Source organism: Mammaliicoccus sp. D-M19 (assembly GCF_022386695.1).
Lineage (GTDB): Bacteria > Bacillota > Bacilli > Staphylococcales > Staphylococcaceae > Mammaliicoccus > Mammaliicoccus sciuri.
On record NZ_JAJNHW010000001.1, the window covers coordinates 787910 to 810902 of the forward strand.

The 22993-nt window shown below is 32.2% G+C and carries 24 protein-coding genes; 7 read left to right on the top strand and 17 right to left on the bottom strand.

Annotated features, from left to right (window positions below; genetic code table 11):
* Window positions 1–20: 20 nt before the first annotated feature.
* From LQ675_RS04080 to LQ675_RS04105, 6 genes are all read right to left on the bottom strand, one after another.
* On the bottom strand, window positions 21–524 hold the full coding sequence (locus LQ675_RS04080; RefSeq protein ID WP_107602284.1) for a hypothetical protein: 504 nt from the start codon (window positions 522–524) through the stop codon (window positions 21–23).
* 14 nt (window positions 525–538) lie between these two features.
* Complete coding sequence (locus LQ675_RS04085; RefSeq protein ID WP_107602283.1) at window positions 539–862, bottom strand: PTS cellobiose transporter subunit IIA; 324 nt, start codon at window positions 860–862, stop codon at window positions 539–541.
* A 13-nt stretch (window positions 863–875) separates the two neighbouring features.
* Window positions 876–2864 (bottom strand): BglG family transcription antiterminator, encoded by a 1989-nt coding sequence (locus LQ675_RS04090; protein ID WP_107602282.1) that lies wholly within the window; start codon window positions 2862–2864, stop codon window positions 876–878.
* 35 nt (window positions 2865–2899) lie between these two features.
* Window positions 2900–3217 (bottom strand): PTS cellobiose transporter subunit IIB, encoded by a 318-nt coding sequence (locus LQ675_RS04095; RefSeq protein ID WP_037589330.1) that lies wholly within the window; start codon window positions 3215–3217, stop codon window positions 2900–2902.
* Between the two features lie 18 nt (window positions 3218–3235).
* Window positions 3236–4666, bottom strand: coding sequence for a 6-phospho-beta-glucosidase (locus LQ675_RS04100; RefSeq protein WP_239726595.1), 1431 nt, complete (start codon window positions 4664–4666; stop codon window positions 3236–3238).
* Window positions 4667–5133: 467 nt separating this feature from the next.
* Window positions 5134–6048, bottom strand: coding sequence for a DUF7916 family protein (locus tag LQ675_RS04105; protein ID WP_048541764.1), 915 nt, complete (start codon window positions 6046–6048; stop codon window positions 5134–5136).
* Window positions 6049–6203: 155 nt separating this feature from the next.
* Here LQ675_RS04105 and LQ675_RS04110 point away from each other — a divergent pair, with 155 nt between their 5' ends.
* Window positions 6204–7130 carry an ABC transporter substrate-binding protein gene (locus tag LQ675_RS04110; RefSeq protein WP_058591699.1) on the top strand — a complete coding sequence of 309 codons (927 nt, stop codon included), beginning with the start codon at window positions 6204–6206 and terminating at the stop codon, window positions 7128–7130.
* A gap of 94 nt (window positions 7131–7224) precedes the next feature.
* On the opposite strand, the gene LQ675_RS04115 is transcribed toward LQ675_RS04110, so the two are convergent.
* Both LQ675_RS04115 and adcA read right to left on the bottom strand, forming a co-directional pair.
* Window positions 7225–7956: a class I SAM-dependent methyltransferase gene (locus LQ675_RS04115; protein WP_048541761.1), complete on the bottom strand. Its 732-nt coding sequence runs from the start codon at window positions 7954–7956 to the stop codon at window positions 7225–7227.
* A gap of 158 nt (window positions 7957–8114) precedes the next feature.
* Complete coding sequence (gene adcA / locus LQ675_RS04120) at window positions 8115–9704, bottom strand: zinc ABC transporter substrate-binding lipoprotein AdcA (protein ID WP_107610154.1); 1590 nt, start codon at window positions 9702–9704, stop codon at window positions 8115–8117.
* A gap of 174 nt (window positions 9705–9878) precedes the next feature.
* Between adcA and LQ675_RS04125 the strand changes: the two genes are divergently transcribed.
* Entirely contained in the window at window positions 9879–10820 is a 942-nt protein-coding gene (locus LQ675_RS04125; RefSeq protein WP_107610155.1) for a nucleoside hydrolase, read from the top strand.
* A gap of 67 nt (window positions 10821–10887) precedes the next feature.
* On the opposite strand, the gene LQ675_RS04130 is transcribed toward LQ675_RS04125, so the two are convergent.
* Complete coding sequence (locus LQ675_RS04130) at window positions 10888–11550, bottom strand: ABC transporter ATP-binding protein (RefSeq protein WP_048541755.1); 663 nt, start codon at window positions 11548–11550, stop codon at window positions 10888–10890.
* Window positions 11551–11561: 11 nt separating this feature from the next.
* Window positions 11562–12611 carry an ABC transporter permease gene (locus LQ675_RS04135; RefSeq protein ID WP_048541754.1) on the bottom strand — a complete coding sequence of 350 codons (1050 nt, stop codon included), beginning with the start codon at window positions 12609–12611 and terminating at the stop codon, window positions 11562–11564.
* Between the two features lie 143 nt (window positions 12612–12754).
* On the opposite strand from LQ675_RS04135, the gene LQ675_RS04140 reads away from it, so the two are divergent.
* On the top strand, window positions 12755–13459 hold the full coding sequence (locus LQ675_RS04140) for a DUF5694 domain-containing protein (RefSeq protein ID WP_048541752.1): 705 nt from the start codon (window positions 12755–12757) through the stop codon (window positions 13457–13459).
* 13 nt (window positions 13460–13472) lie between these two features.
* Window positions 13473–14501: a siderophore ABC transporter substrate-binding protein gene (locus tag LQ675_RS04145; protein ID WP_048541750.1), complete on the top strand. Its 1029-nt coding sequence runs from the start codon at window positions 13473–13475 to the stop codon at window positions 14499–14501.
* 173 nt (window positions 14502–14674) lie between these two features.
* On the opposite strand, the gene LQ675_RS04150 is transcribed toward LQ675_RS04145, so the two are convergent.
* Both LQ675_RS04150 and LQ675_RS04155 read right to left on the bottom strand, forming a co-directional pair.
* Complete coding sequence (locus tag LQ675_RS04150) at window positions 14675–15109, bottom strand: DUF3995 domain-containing protein (protein ID WP_048541748.1); 435 nt, start codon at window positions 15107–15109, stop codon at window positions 14675–14677.
* A gap of 43 nt (window positions 15110–15152) precedes the next feature.
* The gene (locus LQ675_RS04155) at window positions 15153–15968 is read right to left on the bottom strand and encodes a metallophosphoesterase (protein ID WP_107610157.1); all 816 of its coding nucleotides are present in this window, start codon (window positions 15966–15968) and stop codon (window positions 15153–15155) included.
* 110 nt (window positions 15969–16078) lie between these two features.
* On the opposite strand from LQ675_RS04155, the gene LQ675_RS04160 reads away from it, so the two are divergent.
* From LQ675_RS04160 to LQ675_RS04170, 3 genes are all read left to right on the top strand, one after another.
* Window positions 16079–16864 (top strand): arylamine N-acetyltransferase family protein, encoded by a 786-nt coding sequence (locus tag LQ675_RS04160; RefSeq protein ID WP_239726594.1) that lies wholly within the window; start codon window positions 16079–16081, stop codon window positions 16862–16864.
* Between the two features lie 10 nt (window positions 16865–16874).
* Complete coding sequence (locus LQ675_RS04165) at window positions 16875–17312, top strand: MarR family winged helix-turn-helix transcriptional regulator (RefSeq protein ID WP_239726593.1); 438 nt, start codon at window positions 16875–16877, stop codon at window positions 17310–17312.
* 177 nt (window positions 17313–17489) lie between these two features.
* Window positions 17490–18890, top strand: a complete 1401-nt coding sequence (locus LQ675_RS04170) for a DHA2 family efflux MFS transporter permease subunit (protein ID WP_103354207.1) — start codon at window positions 17490–17492, stop codon at window positions 18888–18890.
* Between the two features lie 48 nt (window positions 18891–18938).
* Here the strand turns inward: LQ675_RS04170 and LQ675_RS04175 are convergent, their stop codons facing one another.
* From LQ675_RS04175 to LQ675_RS04195, 5 genes are all read right to left on the bottom strand, one after another.
* Window positions 18939–20357, bottom strand: a complete 1419-nt coding sequence (locus tag LQ675_RS04175; protein ID WP_048541739.1) for an MFS transporter — start codon at window positions 20355–20357, stop codon at window positions 18939–18941.
* Between the two features lie 235 nt (window positions 20358–20592).
* Window positions 20593–20943, bottom strand: coding sequence for a PTS glucitol/sorbitol transporter subunit IIA (locus LQ675_RS04180; protein WP_078355120.1), 351 nt, complete (start codon window positions 20941–20943; stop codon window positions 20593–20595).
* Window positions 20944–20961: 18 nt separating this feature from the next.
* Window positions 20962–21972, bottom strand: a complete 1011-nt coding sequence (gene srlE / locus LQ675_RS04185; RefSeq protein WP_048541735.1) for a PTS glucitol/sorbitol transporter subunit IIB — start codon at window positions 21970–21972, stop codon at window positions 20962–20964.
* Between the two features lie 11 nt (window positions 21973–21983).
* Complete coding sequence (gene srlA, locus LQ675_RS04190; RefSeq protein ID WP_025905738.1) at window positions 21984–22535, bottom strand: PTS glucitol/sorbitol transporter subunit IIC; 552 nt, start codon at window positions 22533–22535, stop codon at window positions 21984–21986.
* Window positions 22523–22993 (bottom strand): transcriptional regulator GutM, encoded by a 471-nt coding sequence (locus tag LQ675_RS04195; protein ID WP_048541733.1) that lies wholly within the window; start codon window positions 22991–22993, stop codon window positions 22523–22525. The genes srlA and LQ675_RS04195 overlap by 13 nt, the downstream gene beginning before the upstream one ends.

Here is a 22993-nt window from a genome sequence, read left to right on the forward strand (position 1 = left end):
TCAAGACCCCTTTTCTTTGATTAGTTCAGTGCATTTTCAAATTTTTGTAGTCGTTTATAATGCCAGTCTTTATTGTGTCGAATATTGTGTAATCTAAATAAGATGAATCCACTGATACATAAACCACATACCAATATGCCAACTACGAAAAGTCGAGATGCTGATTGATCCACAATAAATGGATATAAATATTGGAATAATGGTGTGAATAATATAATTGGTATAAGCAATAGATTGACTGCGCTTATACTTAAAAAGCAATAATAAGTATATTTCGCTTGATTTGTATGATTACCATACATTCTGACTTGTTCTGCAACGCTGATCAAAATCACAATCATCAACACAAGTGGCAGTATCAATGCTAAAGAGCGACTCATCACAAGTGTAAAAAACCAATATAAATTAGAAAAGAAGAACAAAGCAGACATATATCTCACTAATAAAAATCGATTGAAGTACATAGCTTTGAGACTTGTTTCTCTTCTATTTTTTTCAATTTTATTTTTTGTTTCTTGATCCATTTTTCATCCCTCGTTTATACTGCATCATTTACTTTTTGATACAAATACAACATCTCAATTGCGACTTCTTTTAACGTCATTGTTGTCATGAGATGATCTTGTGCATGAACCATAATAATTTCCATATTAATAGACTCACCTGATGCATATTTTTGTAGTAAATCCGTTTGAGATTGATGCGCTAACGTAATCTCTTGGTTTGCTTCATCTAATAGTTGTTCCGCTTCTTCATAGTTGTTTTCACGCATATTTTTAAAAGCATCATGTATATTTGTACGCGCAGTCCCACTATGTAAAATAATTTCAAAAGCAACAACTTGAATTTCTTCTTGTTCCATAGACTAACTCCCTTTACTTGTGATATTGACCAATCATATAGTTTTTAAAGCTGTTATAATCCTTACAATTCATAAGTTCAGAAATTTTGTCATCTGAATCTATGAGGTTCACGATAATATCGATGATCGTTTTGAGCTCATTGTCGTTATATTTTGAAGGTGATAACATAATGATTAGCTTAATATTTGGAAACTGTTCATTCCAATACACCCCGCCAGGTACAAGTGCTACGGCTATACTTGAATAATCTCCGACTGGCTGTGCTGTATGTGGAACAGCTACTTCATCACTGAATACAACTGTACTCAACTCTTCTCTATACCGAAGTTGTCGTTTCAACTTCTCTTCAAAACAAGGCTCTTCTTTAATACTTAATTGCTTGATCAAAAGCTGATATAGCTGATGTTTAGTGATTGGTTCTTCGATATAATTAAACGCATGTTCACTACAATATTGACTAAAGAAAGAACTATATTGTTCAAGTGCCATATTCTCTTCTAACACATGATTATATGAGAATTTTGAATCATGATGATGAACAAATGTATTAATTTTCTTAATATCTTGATCATTGAGTAATACATTCACTTGTATGACAGGTACTTTAAATACGATGGTTGATAAATCAATAGATGAAATAATTAAATCAATATTTTCTAATTTTTCGTCTGTTATTTCATAGTAACTAATCACATCAACGATATTCATCTGCAAACTAAATTCTCTTTCTACTCGAACCTTTAACATCTGTGCACTACCATAACCAGTTGCACAAATAACGAGGACATTTAACTTTTCTCTTTGGTAATATTTTTCAATAGCTGCAAGTAAATGTAATGTTAAATACGCCCATTCTCCTTCACTGACATCTTGGTCTTTTAACTCTTCTAATTCACCAAAATATTTTTTTGTCATCGTAAGTGACGCTTCATTTTGTGATTTAATGTCATTCAAAATCGGATTTTCCAAGTGGATATTATTGCGAATCCGTTTAATCAACGGTTGTAAATGGGTAACAAGCCCATACAATAATTGACTGTCTGACGACATTGGAAATCCAAAATCCGCTTCTATTTTTCCTAATATTTGAGACACACGATGAGATAAATCACTCTCTTCATCGCTTTCTTGTTGTTTTGAACCTTTGCTCATAATATGCAAACTGATATACTTCGCTTCTTCTTCTGGAAACGATATTTGATAAATACGTTCAACACGATTTAAAATTTTTCTCGCGACTGACAATTCATTTTCTGTTAATACCTCTTCATTAGAAGCAATTGTTTTTAAACAATGCCCATCTAACAGTCTTCTAATCATCAGTCCTAAATGTAGTACAAGATTTTGGAGTATATAATCTGATAAATATACTTTAGATTCTCTCGTTTCATCTACAACAATGATTGCCAACTCTTCCATATTAATTTGCTGCAAAAGTGGCGTATCTTGAAAATATTTATTAATAGAATGAAAAAAACTATTTCCTAAGAAATAATCCATTATAAAATGTCGTTTATCTCGTTCATCTCCAGCAATTACAATTCCATGTTGCTGTTTACTCACGAGTTCTAAGTTATATTGTCCAATAACCTTTTTTATATTTGCGATATCGTGAGATATTGTGGATCTCGAGATAAATAATTGTTCGCTTAATTGCTCAATCGTAATAGCTGTCTTATTAAAAAGTAATAAATTCAAAATATAATATTGTCTATCTTTTGAATCATTGATACTTTCTTGATTCACAGATTTAGTGCTCAAATATCTTTTTAAAAAGTTTTCAAATTCAATCATTAAATTGATTTTGAGTTGATAACCATACCCTTGTTTAGCAATCAAAGTTGCACCATTTTTTTCAATTTCAGGTTTAAGGGTTTTGATATATTTTCGAATCGTTCTATCTGAGAGTTGCAAGATAGTTGCAATTTCTGAGCTTTTGACAAATTCATTACGTCGCTGTGATAAATAACTGAGTATATCTATTTCTCTTTGACTAAGCATAAGCTTCCCTCATTTCATAGAGAATATTATACTGATTATTCTATGTCTTGCAAAATTACACTTGCCAATTTTTCAATGCCCATTGGAATCGGAACATACGCTTGTGGCGGGATATTTACTACTGGTTTATTAACTCTATCTCCAGCTTCTTTTAACTTTTTAAAATACATTTTAGTTTGTGGACTCACTAAATATAAATCGAACGATTGTTTTTCAATCATTTTCCCGCCTTCATTTGCTGAAACGGCATCGACTTCAATGTCATGTCCTTTTTCTTGTAAGTAACTCGTTGTTTTTTTAGCCATAAGTGATGATGACATACCTGCTGCACATATAATTAACGCTTTTTTCATAATAAAAACCTCCAAATGTTATAATTGTTCACCGTTACTTGCAATAACTTCTTTGTACCAATAGAATGAATCTTTTTTAGAACGGTCTAACGTGCCGTGACCTTCATTATCTTTATCTACGTAAATAAAGCCGTATCTCTTTTTCATCTCACCAGTTCCTGCAGATACTAAATCTATACAACCCCATGGTGTATATCCCATTAAATCGACACCATCTTCATCGACAGCTTTGATAAATTGTTCGATGTGTGATTTTAAATATTCAATTCTATAATCATCATGAACAATACCGTCTTCGCTAAGTTGATCAATTGCACCGAAGCCATTTTCAACAATAAACAATGGTAAATGATACATATCTGTAAACCAGTTCATCGCATATCTTAAGCCTTCTGGATCAATTTGCCATCCCCAATCTGAAGCTTGTACATAGTCATTTTTTACTAAATCACGTGTTTCAACATAATCATATTTATCGTTAGATTTCTCATGTGAAATTGCGAATGACATGTAATAACTAAAGCCAATGTAGTCAACTGTGCCTTGTTTCAAATCTTCAATATCTTGATTTGTAATATCTAAATTGAAAGATTTATCTTTGAAATACTGTGTCATATAACCTGGATATGCACCATGAACATGGACATCCGTAAAGTAATATCTCTTTTGCATCGCTTTTTGAGCCATTAAGATATCTTTCGGATTAGAAGTTGCTGGATATATTGGACACATTGCTATCATGCACCCTATTTCAAAGTCTGGATTAATGTCATGACCAATTTTTGTTGCTTGAGCGCTCGCAACCAATTCATAATGTGCTGCTTGATACATAATTTGTTCACGATTTTCACCTGGTTGATATTTCACGCCTGAGTTCGTAAATGGCGCAAAATCTTCATCAAAGTTAGCTTGGTTATTAATCTCATTGAAAGTCATCCAATATTTAACTTTGTCTTTATATCTTTCAAAACAAACTGTTGCAAAGCGAACGAAGAAATCAATCACTTTCCTATTACGAAAGCCACCATATTCAGTTACAAGATGATAAGGTAATTCAAAGTGAGACAATGTTACGACAGGTTTAATCCCATGCTTCAAACACTCATCAAATAAATCATCATAGAATGCTAAACCTTGTTCATTAGGTTCTTGGTCATCGCCATTCGGAAAAATTCTTGACCATGCAATCGAAGTTCTGAAACATTTAAAGCCCATTTCACTAAATAATTGAATGTCCTCTTTATATCGATGATAAAAATCAATTGCTTCATGGTTTGGATAATATTTACCTTCAATAACGCCGTCTGTAATTTCTCGATGTTTCCCGTGAGAAGCTGCAGTCATAACATCTGCAACACTGATTCCTTTACCATCTTCTTGCCAAGCACCTTCAAGTTGATGCGCCGCTACAGCACCTCCCCATAAAAAATCCTCTGGTAGTTTTGACATTGAAACCTTCCTCCTTTAATCAAACATTTCTTAATACAATTTTATTGTAAACGTTTTCATAAATGAGTAGCATATCGAAAAGTTCCGTAGTATTACGGAAGTCTTTTATAATAGGTAGATTTTATGCAGATTTGGATGTTTTATTGTGGTGATTGGATAGCAGATTATAGTTACATGAAGTTTTCGGGTCGATAAAATTTTTTATCGGGCTGTAAATCTCGTTTTCGGGTCGATATTTTTATTTATCGGCCTGCAAATCCTGTTTTCGGGTCGATATTTATTTTTATCGGCCTGCAAATCTTGTTTCTGGACCGGTAAATTTTTTTATCGGTCCATATTTCCTATTTCTGGACCGGTAAATTTTTTTATCGGTCCATATTTCCTATTTCTGGACCGATACTACCTTTCCAAACAAATATGAAAAGGATGAGACAGCCCACACTGTCTCATCCTCTCTTCATTCTTATTTATCTATTGATTGATCTTGCTATTCTAGATACTGTATGACGTTGCCCTCTTATGGCTTTACTTAATGCATATATGTTCTCGACTGGTGCTAATCCACCATATCCTGCATCTCCTATATGTTGAATATCAACGCCTAATGTTTTATTTTTAATAGCCATTTCTCTAATCGTCGCCTCATCCGAACCTTCTTGAGATGTACCGATTGCACTCATCACTAGTGCCCCATGATTATGTGCAACTTGAACAGCTTCTCTCACCTCTTCTTCACTGACACCCCATACTGTTCCAACTGCAGGCACTAATATAATATCTGCCCCAGCTTCTACAAAATTCGTTATAGCTTCTAAATTAACTACCGGCTCATCTACACCTGATCCGTGCATTTTACCCGCAATAATAAGTCCATTAAAATGAGACTTTCCTACTTTAATCGCTTCTAAAATATGATTGTTTGTAACGCCTGTTGCTGGATTCCCAGTTAAACATACAAAATCAAAACCTAATTTTTCAGCTCGTATAAAAGTTTCTTTAGTCGCTTTTCTACCCGCAGAAATATCCAGTTTAACTTCTGCCATATTCGCTTTATCATCAACTGGTTCTAAATTTACCCCAATAGGTCTACCGATAAGTTTCTTTAAATCTTGAACAGAATTGCCAGTACCTTTATAAGCTTCATGGTAAAGACCTTTAATCACTGGTTCATTGACATCTAAAGCATTCAGTAAAATCATATCTGCTCCAAAAGCAGTTGCCATTTCCGCATTTGTAATATCTTGAACTAGAGCAGGCGTATGTACGACAACATTCTCGCTAAGTACCGTTCTACCTTCACTCGCCTTAATACTTTGCTTCAATTCCTCTGATGAAAAGTTCAAAATATCAGACGTATTTGCACTAATTAATCGTTTAACCAAAATATTCACCCCTTCTTTTACTAACACAAACCAAAGATATAGTTAAAAAATGACAAAGTCAAATAAATTTAAAAATAAAGTATTGAATAATTAACTTTAATTGCTATAATTTAAATGATACTGATTATCATTATCAAAAAATGGGAGGTTTTTTTATGAAAAAATTATTTATATTTAGTTTATGTTTATTATTTTTCTTGGCAGCTTGTAGTAATAATTCAGATACTAAAGAAAAGTCGTCAGAAACAAAATCAGATTCTTCATCTGATACTAAAGTATTTAAACAAGATGATGGTGAAAAAATTAAAATACCTAAAGATCCGAAAAGAATTGTCGTATTACACCCTACATACATAGGTGCATTAGTTGAATTTGGCCATAAACCAATTGGCGTCATTGATTTTGTAAAGCAAAATAAAACTTTATCTGATGCAACTAAAGGTGCAAAAATGTTAGGTCAAAATAATGTTGAAGATATTGCTAAAACAAAGCCAGATTTAATCATCACTACTAAAGAAGATAAAAACATTAATAAACTCAAAAAAATTGCACCAACTGTCCAAATGGATGCTATGAAATCAGATTACAAAGCTGCTACTAAAGAACTCGGGGAAATTGTAAATGAACAAGACAAAGCAGAAAAATGGATAAAAGAGTGGGAAGAAAAACTCAAAAAAGATAAAAAAACGTTAGGCGATAAAGTAGACGGTAAAACTATTACTGTCCTTCAATCAACTCCAAAAGGTCTAACAGCTTTCGGTAAAAACTATGGACGTGGTACAGAGATTGTTTACGGTGGTTACGGAATGGCACAACCTGAAAAATTAGAAAAAGAAACAAAGAATGCTTATATGGCAACTCCATCTGAAGAAGAACTTTCTGATTATACAGGTGATTATATTATCCTAGCAACAATGGGAGAAACACCACAATTCACTCAAACAACTAATTGGAAAAACCTTGATGCAGTTAAAAATAACCATGTTATCGAATTAGATTTACAACAAACGCAATATAATGATCCAATTTCTCTAGAAAAACAAAGAGAAATCATCTTAAAACAACTGAAATCAATGAAATAAAATATTAGTTATCATCATTTTAAGCACACATATAAAGTTAAAAAACATCTAACTTTATATGTGTGCTTTTTTATAAATATTAACTGGTCCTATTCTACTTTTTCTTTGCTTTTACTAATAGAAATGGTGGAAATTGTTTCAACTTATTGATACGAGCTTGATCATACATTTTAAATACTTCCTCAGACTGCCCGAGGTCTTTTACACATTGGATTTCAAAGTCATTTTCTATTAAATTATTGAAGATTGTTTCAATCGTATGATGATATTTATAAACATCAGCACCTAACCAATTTGCTGAGCGAGTAGACTCATCAAAATAATGTTCCATTCGTAAAAACATCCCTTTGTCATCTTCTTGTACGACTTCCGGATCTTTAGTAGCTGTTTGTATGGGATGTTCCATTGTAAATAGTAACGTGCCACCACTATTTAATAGCTGATTCAACTTCTCGGCACATCGTTTAAAATCTTCAATATAATGAAATACAAGAGAAGATACGATTACATCATACCTTTCATTCGTCTGAAACGCCATAAATGATTCATGATATAACGAGACATTGTTAGAATTGAATTTTTCGCGACTTGCGCTAATCATATTAAGTGACTCATCAATTCCTGTAATATGTTTAGGATTTAACTTCAACATATGCGCAATCAAATGCCCCATACCACAGCCAATATCAAGTACTGTTTTGCCTTCTAAATCTGGCATTAACCGCTTTATTTCAGGCATTTCAACAACTTCGTTATAACTTAATGCATGATTTCTCTTTTGTTTATAACCTTCAAAGAAATCATCTTGATCATAAATATTTGTCATTTTAACATCCCCCTTTTATTAAATTTAGTATAGCAATCATTTATATAAAAAGTAGACTTATATTTAAGTATTCGATATGATGTAGGTATAGTAGTGCCAAAAATAATTACATTATATATAAAAGAACCTGAGACCACCGTGGTCTCAGGTTCTTTGCTTTAATGTGCTAACATTTCTTCTTTTACTTCGTCTTTAGATAATTTAGCTGGATAATATGTTGGCCAGTTATCTAATTCTTTTAAGACTTTAACTTTATCATTGCCAGTGAATATATGGAAATGTGCAGCTTTTTTAGGATAAATATTGTGATCGCTAAACTGTACATATTTCGGTAAATTATCGTTTGATTCACCTTTTAGTTTAAATGTGTATCTTACGCCTCTATTACCTTTTTCATATTTCAAGATATCATAGCCATCGTACTCATATTCTCCAGTTGTTGTTTTACCTTCTTTAGTGAAACTGATTTTATTGCCTTCAATTTTGATGTTCTCAACATCTGTTTTATAGCCTTTATCATAATAAGCTTTATATTCTTTTTCAGACATCTTACCATCTTCTTCAGCTTTATGTTCGAAGACTTCATCAAGTGTGCCGTCTTTTAAATATGGATATACTGACTGCCAGTCACCTTCATAATCTGATAGTTTACGGTCTTTTACTTGTGAATCTTTGAAATACCCTTTTTCAATTGCTTTATCATGAGATTCAGCTTTCTTGTCATCTTTTGTTGTAATCTTGTCATTTAATGATTTTTCGATATTTTTAATATTTTCCTTCATTAATGATTGATATGAAAGGTCTTTTTCTTTTAATTGTTCTTTCGTTAAAGATTCCATATTATTAAATGTTAATGGTTTAGCATCTGTTTCTTTACGAATTGTGTCTGTAATTTTTGATGAGATATTGCTTTCATATAAGATATATTTCGCATCTGTATCTTTAATTTCTTTAACAATTTCAGTTAATTCTTTTTGTGATGGATCTTCAGCATTCATACTTTGAACACCTTTTTGTACAAATCCATAACGATTAGCTAAGTAACCTAAAGATTCATGTGATATAAATACTGTATGGCCTTCATGACCTTTAGTAGCATCTTTTAATGATTGATCGATATCCGATAAATCATTATTTAATTTTTTATAATTTTTCTCATAATCTGCTTTATGGTCTGGATCTTTCTTGATTAATTCATCTTTAATTCCTTTAATCATTTCTTGGTCAATTTTAGGATCTAACCATACGTGAGGATCAAATCCACCGTGGTGATGATGTTCATGTTCGTGCTCGTGTTCTTCATGCTCTTCTCCATGTTCATGATGTTCATCTTCATCGTGACCTTCCCCATGCTCATGACCATGTTCATGTTGATCTGTTAAAAGTTCAGATTGATCCATACTATTTTGAAGTGATAATTTTTTATCATCCTTTTTAATAGTTGAGGCAATTTTCTTTGCTACTGGATCTAAATCGTCTCCTGTATAAACAAATAAATCCGCTTTACTCGCGTTTAAAATATCTTTTTGCGTTGGTTCATAACTATGTAAATCTGTTCCTGCAGGATAAATAGATTCTACTTCTACATGCTTACCGCCAATTTGTTCTATAAAAGATTTCAATGGGTAAACCGTCGTCTTAACCTTTAATTTATCAGAATCATTATTTTTGCTATCTGTTTGATTACAGCCTGCTAATACCATACAAATTGCAAAAACAACTGTTAATACCCCAATCCATTTTTTCATTTCGTACACTCCTTTTACAAATAGTAACGTTTACGATTTAAAATTATATACGTATATCTATTAAAATACAAGACCTTATTTAGAATAATTTTTATAGTCGGTTTATTTTGTTTAGTTGAAAACGCTTTAGTATAATGGAATTAAGGCATAAATTAAATTAGAGGACGTGTTTAAATGTTACAAAATAGAAAAATCATCATGGATTGTGATCCTGGGCATGACGATGCTATCGCATTAATATTGGCTGGTGCTCAATCTAGCCCATTAAATATCTTAGCAGTGACAACTGTTGCGGGAAATCAATCAGTAGATAAGAATACAACAAACGCTTTAAACGTATTAGATATTATGAATAGAGGCGACATTCCTGTTTCAGTCGGTGCGGACAGACCTTTAATCAAGAAAGCTGCATTTGCTGAAAGTATTCATGGTGAAAGTGGCTTAGATGGTCCTGAATTACCGAAAGTTCCAAACTTAAAGCCTACAAATCAGCATGGTGTAAATGTCATAATTGAAGAAGTATTAAACAGTAACGATCCTATAACACTCGTAGCAACAGGACCTTTAACAAATGTTGCGATGGCACTTATTCAAGAACCTAAGATTGCCCATAATATAGAAAAAATCGTCATTATGGGAGGTGGAACGTTTGGGAACTGGACACCTACAGCGGAGTTTAATATTTGGGTTGATGCAGAAGCAGCTAAAAAAGTATTTGAAAGTGGTATCCCAGTTGTAGTATTCGGATTAGATGTAACACATCAATTATTAGCAGACGATGCTGTTATTGAAAGATTTCATCAAATCGATAATCCAATATCACATTTCGTAGTTGAACTCTTAAAGTTCTTTAAATCTACATATAAATCGCAATTCGATATGGACGGAGGTCCTATCCATGATGCTTGTACAATTTTATATTTACTGCATCCTGAAATATTCACATTACAAAAAACATTTATTCAAATCGAACATCAAAGTGAACTCACATATGGCACAATGTCTGTTGATTTGCATAATACTTATAAACAAGAACCTAATGCCTATTTCGCTACAGAAGTGAACGTAGACTTAGCTTGGGACATCATGGAAAAAGCATTAAAAAGTTATGAATAAAAAGTAAGAGGCTAGGATATCATCAATATCCTAGCCTCTTACTTTTTATTCTATTAAATCAACCTCGTTATTCTTCTTTCAACTCACCATCTACCATTTTAAATACTTTATCACAATATGATGTCAGTCTTTGATCGTGCGTTACGATAATACATAATTTATTTAATTCTTTTGTTTCTCTTCTCAATATTTCCATTACTTCTATTGCATTTTCTGTATCTAATGATGCAGTAGGTTCGTCTGCTAGTATAATGGATGGATTTGTATAAAGTGCTTTAGCGATAGCGACTCTTTGTTTTTGACCGCCTGATATTTCACTTGGTAATTGGGATAAAATTTTATCCAAACCGAGTTGTTTCAATAGCCTAGTATGTTCATCTTCATTCATAACGTCTTTTTTCACTTTTTTAAGTAATTCAAATTGTTGTTGAACGGTTAAAAACGGTATTAAATTACTTGTTTGAAGTATAAATCCGATTTCTTTTAATCGAAGTTTAGATAATTGTTTTTCATTATAATGATTAATATTTTGACCATTTAAAGATACTGTACCTTCTGATGGTAACTGTAGTGCACCCGCCATTGTTAACAGTGTACTTTTCCCTGACCCGGATGGTCCAATAATGGCAACTAGTTCGCCTTTTTCTAGTTTAAAGTTAGTTGATTTCACTGCTTCTATCGTTCTATTACCGTCTTTAAATGACTTTGTTACATTCTCAAATGCTAACATGATTCCGCCTCCTAACTAATGACTTTCAATGGTTCTACTTTTCGAATGCTTAATACTGAGAATAAACTACCTAAAATTGCGACGATAATAAGCACGATGCCGTATAACAACATTGTTAAATAATCAAATTTGATAGGTACTGCCTCTGGTAAGAACGATCCTGTTAACATCGTTAATCCAAAGCCAATCAATGTACCGATTAAAGCAATAATAATAGTTTGACTCATGACTGAACGCGCTAAAAAGCCATTCGTTAATCCTTGCGCTTTTAAGACACCAAATAAATTTCTCTTTTGTAACGTAATAATGTATAAGAATATACCTATAACCATTGCTGAAATCGCAAATAAGAACACAATCATAAAGTTTAATGTTAAATTTTGCGCTTGATAGCCTGGTAGTTTCGTAATAAATGATTCAATGTCATCTACTTCTAAATCTTTGTTCAATTCAACATCTTTCCAATTTTTATCTTTAACGACTAGCGCATTGATCTTATCGCCTTTTAACATCGGATTTAATTTCCCAATCGTTTCATTATTTGTAAATAAGACAGGTGATGCATTAAATTTAGAACTTACTGAGAAACCGACAATTTTTAATTCTTCATCACTATTTGAAAGTGTTAATGTATCCCCGATTTTGAATCCTTTTGTTTTTAAAGTATGATCTGCAACGACTTCATTATCTTTCTCAAACAGTTTGCCGTCTTCTATTTTAGGCATTAGGAAGCCTTTTCCATCGATACCAAAGACTGTGGCATTCTCTTTGTTTTTACCGTCTGAAGCAATAACAGCCGTTTGCTTTAAGCCTTCACTTTTATCAAATTTGCCTTTTACATCATCTGTATTAATAGATGATTGTGCAACTGTTTGATTGGCATCTTTATTCAAAACAATTGCATCTGCTTTCCATAAATCTACTGCTTCTCTATTCATATTCATCAAACCGTTTGCTAACCCCGATAATAAGAATAAAAGATAGCTAATCATAATTAATACGCCAATGATTAGACCAAACTTCGTCTTATTTCGTCTCATTTCATTCCAAGCTAAAAACATTCTGCCAACCCTTTCCTGAATCTAAATTTTCTATTATTTAATTATAACATTATTATTTAATTATCTTAAAATAATAGCAACATTGTATTTATAAAAGTGTTACTGTATAATTGATAACGATTATCAATTAAGGAGGTGTCAAATTGGCACAAAGAGAAATTTGCATTATTGGTACACCACATATTCGGTTAGACCAAAGCAATCAATATTTTTTAGAATCCTATCAACGTTACATAGAAGATGCTAACGTCATTTTGAATAAATTACAGCAATACAATCCAGATTTAATCGCTATTGAATGGGATATTAAAAATAAAGGACAATTGCTTAAAGACTTTAATCTACTATCTCGTAAACAATTGCCGCTTCAACTAAACGAACATCATTTTTTAGCGATACCACTCGCATTGAAATTAAAATTACCAACTGTTATACCAATCGACAACAATCAAATGCAAACACGTAAAATTCGTGCAGCCTTTGCAGATGAATACCTTGAAAATGATAACCCTATAATATACCAACTTTTAAACGAGGCAAAACAAAGTCATCAAAATAAAAAGGCACAAGATTTATCATTATATGAACAATTAACTGAATATCATGATACAGTCATTCCTTTAGAACAAGTTTTTGCCATTCGTTCACTTGCAGATAGTCCTGGTATAGCCTTTTCCCTCGAATGGTCAGAACGTAATCAATTTATGGCAAATCACATTATGAAAAATGCGCTCAACCATGATAAAACGGTTGTCTTTACAGGAATGAGTCATGTCAGAATTTTAAAATTCATGATAGAATCAACAGGTTTATTTAAAGTCGTTCCATCAATAAATATATTAAAATAAAGGAGCATACATAATGAAGAAGTTACTTTTACTAATGGTCATCACACTTTTATTAGCAGCATGTGGTCAAACAAAAGGAACAAGTGATTCAAACAGTAAGAAAGAAACGGTCACAGTTACTCAAAAATATGAATTACGTGGTAAATACAAAGACGGAAGAGATGCAGAACAAAAAGAGGAAAAAGTCAAAGTCACAAAAGATCCTAAAAAAGTCGTCACATTTGATTACGGTGCAACAGATATCATAAAAGCACTCGGTAAAGAAAATAATGTAGCCGGTATTTCAATAGGTTCAAGTGACTCAATGTTGCCTAAAGAATTAAAATCATTTACGAAAGATAAATATACAAATGTAGGTGAATTAGGAAAACCGAATTTTGAAAAAATAGCTGAAATCGACCCAGATTTAATTATCTTTTCAAATCGTACAGCAAGTAGCGAAACATTAAAAGAATTTAAGAAAGCTGCCCCTAACGCATCATTACTTTATATAGGGTCAGATGATAATGCTGTCATAAAATCAGTATCAGATAATACGACGAAACTCGGCAAAATTTTTGGAGAAGAAAAGAAAGCTAAAGAACTTACAGATCAACTAAAAAACGAAGAACAAAAAGCGAAGAAATCAGTTAAAAATATAGATAACAGTGTCATGCTACTGCTTACAAGTCAAGGTGAATTATCTACTTACGGACCAGGTGGAAGATTCGGTGGTCTACTCTACGATCAACTTGGATTTAAACCAGCAGATAAGAAAGTCAAACCAAATCCACACGGCCAACCCGTCAGCTTTGAATATGTCGCTTCAAAAAATCCAGAAGTCATATTCTCAATGGATAGAGACAAAGCAACAGACGGAAAAGGAACAAGTAAGAAAGTACTAGGAAACGACGTACTTAAAGACGTAGATGCCGTAAAAAATAATCAAATCATAAACTTAGACGCAAAATCATGGTACTTCTCATCAGGTGGTATTAAATCCACTACGAAACAAATACAAGAAATACAACAAATCGCGAAAAAATTACAAGAGCAGAAATAATAAGTATGGATGGTGGTGTTCAGGTTGTGGCTAACTATCATTATTCTGAATTCTGGTAATTAGATGGTTGCTCTCTTACGGACATTTCTCAGAATTCTGTCCCTAACAACATTCAAACATCATCATCTTATACGACAAAAAACGCCACTAGCTCCTGCCAGTGGCGTTTTCCTTTATCTATTCTGTTTCACTTTCATAACATATCCGAACAATCCGATTCCCCACAATAAAAATAATGGATCCCACACGAATGCTTGTCCAAAGGTTGTAAAATAGTTATGGTTCTCGATTATTTCACACATCTTTAATATGCCAATAATCATGTTTAATCCGCCATATATCATGAGAAAAATACTTCCAATTAAAGATATGATATATATTTTCTTATCAAAATGATTTGTTAATGTTAATGGCACGATGGTCGCTAAAAATTTAAATACCCCTATTATCAACAGCGCGATGTTAATCCATATGCCAAACTGTGCACTTAATGTAAAGACCCATGATCCAACTGTTATGAGACCCGCTTCTCCACCAAGTCCCCAATACAATGAAAATAGCGCATGCACACTACCTGCTATGATAAATAATGATATATACTTTTTCATTTAATCACCTATTATAATCATAAATTTTCTTCGATATATGTTTTTATATTTCGATAACTTGTATTGTATTTTTAATTTCAGTTGCTAAATCAGTCGTTCGCCACTCTCTTTGATATCCGAGACATGGACATATATATTGAATACCACTTTCTTCTATTATATTACGGAAATGCACATGACCCATAATGCTGTATTTGATCGGATAAACTTCATAAAATTTATCAAAGTCTGATGTACCTATAAATGCATTAAAATAATCAAAAATTCTATGTGGCATTGGGACTGCAAATTTTCGATTGGTCACAATATGCGTCATTAATATAATATTTTTATCTTTTACCTGTTCTAAATCATTTTTTACGGATTCTGCAGCTAATCGAGACATTTCTAAGTCTGATTTTCCCCAATCGATATGTTCTTTATCTAACCATGTAGAGCCGTAATATTTTCTCCGTTCTAGCCTTTCCATACTAAATTTATTTTGATCTGCAAAGCTATAATCATACCAACCACTATGTCCGACAATCGCCCAATCTTCATTCACAATGTATGGACTTGCTATGATACTTTCAGGTTGTGCTTTATAATATTCAAAAATTTCATATGAACTTTTTTCTTCTTGATCTTTTTTCCAATAATCATGATTGCCAGGTATAAACAGCACTTCAACTTTAGAATGACGCTTAACATTTTGAACAAACTGCATCGTCTGTAAATAATGATTTGAAACATCACCCGCTATTAATAAAAGGTCTAAATTCAAATGTGTAATTTCATGAGCTAAAATACACTCAAAATCTTGAGGATAATAATCTTTACTTCTATCTATATGCAAATCTGAAATGGTACCAATTCTCATATGCATGACCTAGCTTTCTTTAAAATAACGTTGTATATCAATTTTATATTAACATATTCTATCCATGTATCCTTTATAATAGAATTATGTTTTAAATAGGAGGTTATTAGTTGAATATTTTACAATTTGAAGACTACTTAAAAATAGACACGGAATTTTTTAATCAAGCTGATTTACGCACTTTGAACCACTATATCGAAAGATTTATGTACACTGTACCTTTTGAAAATATTAGCGTTCAAAATAAAGAACCGATATCAGTAAATGTTGATGATTTATTTAACAAAATTGTTCATCGCCACCGTGGTGGATTTTGTTATGAATTAAATACGATTTTTCAATATTATTTAAAAGAAAAAGGATTTAAGGTTGATCGTGTATCAGGAACAATTCATACACCAGATGACAATTGGAGTAGAGACGGTTCACATATGTCGACAATCGTACATTTAGATCAACCTTATATTGCAGACGTAGGATTTGGTGATTTACCAACAAAAGCTATTCCAATCTCTGATCCAGATAATATTCAAGTCATTGATGATGTTAATGGTCATTATCGTGCTATTTTAAACGAAGATAGTGTCATTCACCTTCAAAAGCAGTTAGATGACCAATCATGGCGCACATCTTATTTAACAAATGAAATCGGTAGACCTTGGGACTTCTTTATAGAACATTTAGATTATAATGAACACAATCCTGATTCAATATTCGTTCAGAAGCTTATTATTACAATGGCCACAGAATATGGTAGAGTCAGCATGTCTTCTGATTATTTAACCATTACGTCTCAAAATCATAAACAAAAAGAAAGCTTCAAACGTGATCAATATAAAGCCATATTAAAAAAATATTTCGGAATAGTTGAGTCAATTCATACGTTGGAAAGTTGAGGTTTTAAGTGTGATATCAAATAGTGAATTACAAGAACTAGATTTATTTGATTTAATGAGTGAACGTCACGGACTTGTACGTTCAAAAATAGAAAATATGTGGAACGAAACACATGACATGCATATTTCCGGATCTGAATGGTACATTATGGCTAAAATTTATAAACATAAAAGAACGATGGCATATATTAACAAACATGTTAATATCTCTAGACAAGCTGTTCATAAATTTGTAAAACAATTAAACGACAAAGGCCTTGTCGATATACATGATGTTGAAGGCAACAAGAAAGAAAAGTCCATACAATTAACCGCTCTTGGAGAATCTTGTTATCTTGAAAGTAAACAACATAAAGCGTTGTTAGAACAGCAAATTTTAGAAACAATTGGTGAAGATAACGTTCATAAATTAATAGAAATTATGAAAATGGATTGGAAAATAGAATAACTTTTTGTAAACCTAGTTGACAATATAACAAAATTTCTGCTAAAGTAAATGAGTTATTATTTTAATAATAATACTATTAATTCAAACTATGCTTTTGCTAGTTGCATACGCTCTCAGCAAAATATTAATACACATTAATCGTGTATTCACTAGTAGAAGGAGATTAAATAATTTATGATCAAAGCAGAAGTAGAAGTTAAAAGTCCAAAAGCAATGGCCTTAATATTAATGTTAGGTGCATTTATAGGCTTATTTGGAGAAACAGCATTAAACATGGGTTTAACAAATGTTATGGAAGATTATCATATAAGTGCACCATTAGCTCAATGGTTAACAACTGGTTATCTATTAGTCCTTGCTATACTAGTACCAATTTCCGCCTATTTAACACGTTGGTTTACAACACGTCAGCTTGTTTTAGGTGGATTTATTATTTCATTGATTGGTACTTTGTTTGCAGCCTATTCACCTATCTTTGCCATATTGATGATTGGGCGACTCATTCAAGCTATTGGAACAGGTATTATCCTTCCTGTTATGATGACCGTTATGCTCACAATATTCCCAATCAATAAACGTGGTATCGTAATGGGTATAATGGGGTTAGTTATTACGCTAGCACCAGCTATCGGACCAACGCTTTCTGGGATTATTATTTCAACATTAAGTTGGCATTTTATTTTTTGGTTTAGCGCATTATTTTATATCATTTTATCCATTTTCGCATACACTAAAATTAATAATGTCTCAGAAATTACGAAACCAAAAATCGACTTTATCTCTATCATTTTATCTACCTTTGGATTTGCAGGATTAATTTACGCATTAAGTACGATGGCAGAAGTTTCAATCAGTTCTCCTGTCATATGGTTACCACTTATCGTTGCGATAATAGCGTTAATACTTTTCTGTATGAGACAATTAAATATGAAAGAACCTATGTTAAATCTATCGGTCTTTAAACATCCAATGTTTACGTTAGGTGTCATAATGATTTTCTTATTAATGTTGGTTATATTATCAACAGCTATTTTATTACCTATTTATTTAAAAGGCAGCCTACTTTTATCAGCTGCACTTGCTGGTTTAGTTCTATTACCAGGAAATGCAACAAACTTTGTATTATCTCCAATTATCGGAACAATGTTTGATAAATACGGCGCAAGATATTTTGGTATATCTGGATTTTTATTAATATTAATTTCGAGTATTGGATTTACAATCGTACTCTCATCATCAACACCTGTCTGGGTAATCATTTGCTTATTCATCGTCCTATTTCTAGGTGTAACGATGGTTATGATGCCCGCTCAAACGAATGGTCTTAACCAACTACCGCCAAACTTGTACGCAGATGGTTCAGCCGCTATGAATACATTAATGCAAGTTGCAGGTTCTGCTGGTACCGCACTAGCTATAACACTGTATACTATCGGACAACAACAAGTAACAGGTAGCTCAAGTGATTTAAATGGAAGAGAAATAATCGCACATGCTGTACAATTTGTATTTTATTTTATAAGTACAGTTGCAGCATTAGGACTCATCACATCATTATTTGTTAAAAGCAAACATTAAAAAAAGCCGCAGACGTCATAAACGTCTTCGGCTTTCTTAATATCTATCTTAATCTGCTTTTACTTTACCTTTTTGTAATTCTTGTTCTGTCCACCATAATGCATCTTCAGGATTTTTAACGACATGTTCGTAATCTTTTTTAGAAGATACTGTTGGATATGATCCTTTTAATGCTTTGCCTGATGTTGTTTCAAACAGGAATAGTATCGTTACAAATCCTATAACACTTACAGCTGTTAAATAATAAGCTGGTGCTAATGGATTTTGTGTGACATGCACTAACCATGTTGAAACTAATGGTGTTGTACCACCAAATATTGAAACAGATACATTAAATGTAACGGCTAATGTACGGTAACGAACATCTGTATAGAAAATACTTGGTAATAAACTTGGCATTGCACCTTCATATGTTGATAAGAAGAAGCCAAGAATAAAGATACCTAATGAAATAAACATTAATTGGTTAAGTCCTATGAAATAGAACCCTAGCATTGAAAATGCTGTTAAACCAAATGTACCGAATAACACAACTTTTTTGTTACCGATTTTGTCACTTAAACGACCAAATATAAATGCTAATGGCACCATAATAACCATAACACTTGTAATAAGGATGGTACTAACTGTTGTTGAAATACCAATTACTTCGTCCAAGTATGACGGCATATATGAAAGTAACATGTAGTTTGTAATATTAAAGAACGCAACTGCTATAAAGCAAACGATAATATCTTTTTTGTGATTTTGAATAATTGAAATGAATGGTTCTGGTTTTTCATCATTATCAGAAATATCATTTTCAAAAATTGGTGTTTCATCTAAATGTCTTCTTAAATAAAGTCCAACTAAACCAAGTGGTGCACCTAGAATGAATGGAATTCTCCAACCCCATGCTTGCATTTGTGCATCTGATAAACCAATAAATAATCCACTTGCTAATAACGAAGCTAAAATATAGCCACCTAAAGTACCAATTTCTAATCCACTACCTAAAGCACTTCTTCTATTGTCTGGAGAAGATTCTGCAATATATACCATTGCACCCGCATATTCCCCACCAGTTGAGAACCCTTGAATAATTCTCGCTATTAGTAATAAGACTGGTGCCCAAATACCTATTTGATCATAAGTAGGCAATAATCCAATTAATAACGTTGAAGCTGCCATCAATACGATAGTAGTTGTAAGAACAGTTTTTCGGCCAAGTTTATCTCCGATTCTACCAAATATAATACCACCAAGAGGTCTCATTAAGAACGCAATCGCAAATGTAGCGAAAGTAAAGACTAATTTCAGTTCATCATTTTCAACTGATGTAAAGAAATTCTTACTAATGATAATTGCTAAATAAGAATAAAGACCAAAGTCAAACCATTCCATAGCATTACCAATACCTGTAGCATAAACACTTTTTTTAGTTTGTTTCATATCTACAACATTTATTTTATTCTTGTTGAATTTCATGTTTTTATAAACACCCTTTCAATATAGTTATGTATACTACCATATTGAAAAATAAGCACAACTGTAATTTTACACTTTGTAGAGCGTTCACTTTTGTGAAAACCACCACAAACACATAAGTTTAGTAGCCTTATAAGTGGTCGACCAATTTTGTAATATTACTCATATTTCTTGGATGATTTTATAAAAAAACAGAAAAAAACTTATTTCAAAGCTTTTTTCTGTTCAAGTTATTTTACATGATTTCAATCTTTGAACCGACTTGAAGTGAAACAAGTGGTTTGTCTTCTAAATATAATGATCCAGATTGTTCTGCATTTGTACTTCCATCAAATTTTAAAGTAATATGCCCTAAATCATTTAAATTTTTATTTACTGCAGAACCGACTTTTGTAATTCCATATTCTGTTCCATCAATAACTAATTTGTTTGATTCAGTAATCTCATTTTCAACTCGATTAATATCAATAATGTAACAAAAATCTACTAATTCATCTGGTGCGTTATCACCGAATAATATAATCATCTTTTCTGCTTCAAATGCATTAGCATCTTTTCCTATTTTTTTAATCTCTGTTTGATACATATCATTTACTCTCCTTAATTATTTATATAAACCGAAGCTTGCTAACCAGGCGACGAACACCCTAGGTACACCGTTTAAGAACCTTGAATATAGAACAGATGGCACACCAACTTCAATCGTTTTAGTTTCTGCTTCTGCTAAACCTAAACCAACCGGAATAAAGTCTGCAGCATTTTGTGTATTTATTGCAAATAATGCTGGTAATGCTAAATGAGGAGGAATGTTACCTTTACCAATTTCAACACCAATAAGTGTTCCTAATACTTGGCCGATAACGCCACCAGGTCCTAATAATGGACTTAAGAATGGCAATGAACATATAAGCCCAATAGCTAATAATCCCCAAATATTACCTGCTAATGGTGACATAAATTTAGCAAATAAATCACCAATTCCTGATCCTTGAATAATACCAATTAGCAATGCAACAAATCCCATAAATGGAATGATTGTATGCAACATCGTTTCTACTGCATCACGAGCAGCTTGGTAGAAAGTATTGATTACTTTACCTGCACCTAAACCTATTTTAGTTAAAAGTGATTTATTCTCTTGCTCTGCTCTTGTTTCCATAATTTTTTTATTCTTAGAATAAGTCGATTTTTCTTCTGAAGTATCTGCAGAATTGTTAGAGTCAGTATCATTACCAGTAGAATTATTTTCTCCAGCTACTGTCACTTGATCAACATCGACATTAGAAACATAAATTTCTTCAGTAATATATTGTCTTAATGGACCACTTTTACCAGTTGCCATTATATTTATTGTAGGGATACCTTTTTGAGGATATATACCACATCTCAAAGTTCCACCACAATCAATAACAGCAACCATGATTTCATCTTCAGGTACTGATGTTTCAAAACCATTAACTGGTGTTCCTCCAGTTATTTCACAAATTTTATCAACGATATCTGGTTTATGACCGCCAGTAACATACATAACTTTATCTTTTTTACCTTCAATACCTATTTCTAATGGTCCACCAAATCCACCTGAACCTTTTACAACTTTAGCTTTTTGACTCATTTTATGTCACCTCACCCTTCAAGTTTAACTTCAGTACTTAATTTAACTTTTTGTTGTTTCTCAACATAACTTGTTGTAAAGTCCGTTACCCATCCACCAATAAAGTTCATAACAAGACCAACTAGTAAATATCTAACTGCTAAATCTGTCATTGGTAATCCCAATTGTTGAATACCATTTGCAATCCCCATAAAAATAAATAACTCTGCTGGGTTTATATGTGGGAAAATACCATTACTTGTATGTGCAAATTGTGCAGCTGAAGCAAAATAACTTGGTTTATATTTTTCAGGCATAAATCTACCGAGCGAATGTACCATTGGATTTGCTAACATAAACGATCCTAGGAATGGTAATACCAAATATCTTAATAATGGGTTTTTAGATGATTTTTGAGCAATAATATTAATGCGGTGCTCCCCGATTAATTGAATTAAAGTATTCATTGCAATTAATAACATCAGAACGAGTGGTACAATTGTTGTCATCCAGTCTATAAATGTATCTGCACCTGTTTGAAATAACTTAATAAATCCTTCAGCTAACTTAACTATGAAGTCCATGTTGATTTACTCCCTTCTTTTTTAAACATTCCATTTATTTTTTTAACTGCCTTTATTATTGGAGATGGAATCTTCTCAATTTCTCCTCCTGATTGAATGACGTTAAATGTATGTTGTGCGTCCAATATTGCTTTAATTAACAACTTGTTATATTTTTTCAAGTCTGAATCTCTTAATTTATTGATTTTATAACCATCTAAACCTTTTAATTTTTTAAATTTAGAAAATACGGTTACCCCTTGCATATATCTCGCTTCTTCTATTTCATTTCGATTATTTATTTGTAGTAAAACGAGTGTCCCAGCTTTTAAAATTGCTGGTCTTCTACCTATTGCTACACGCCCTTTTTCACGCATATTTGTATAATGCTTTGTAAAATTTTTAATTTGAAGTAGTCCTAATAAATACTGAATTACAAATCCAACAGCTAACATGATAATCAATATAATAAAAAACAT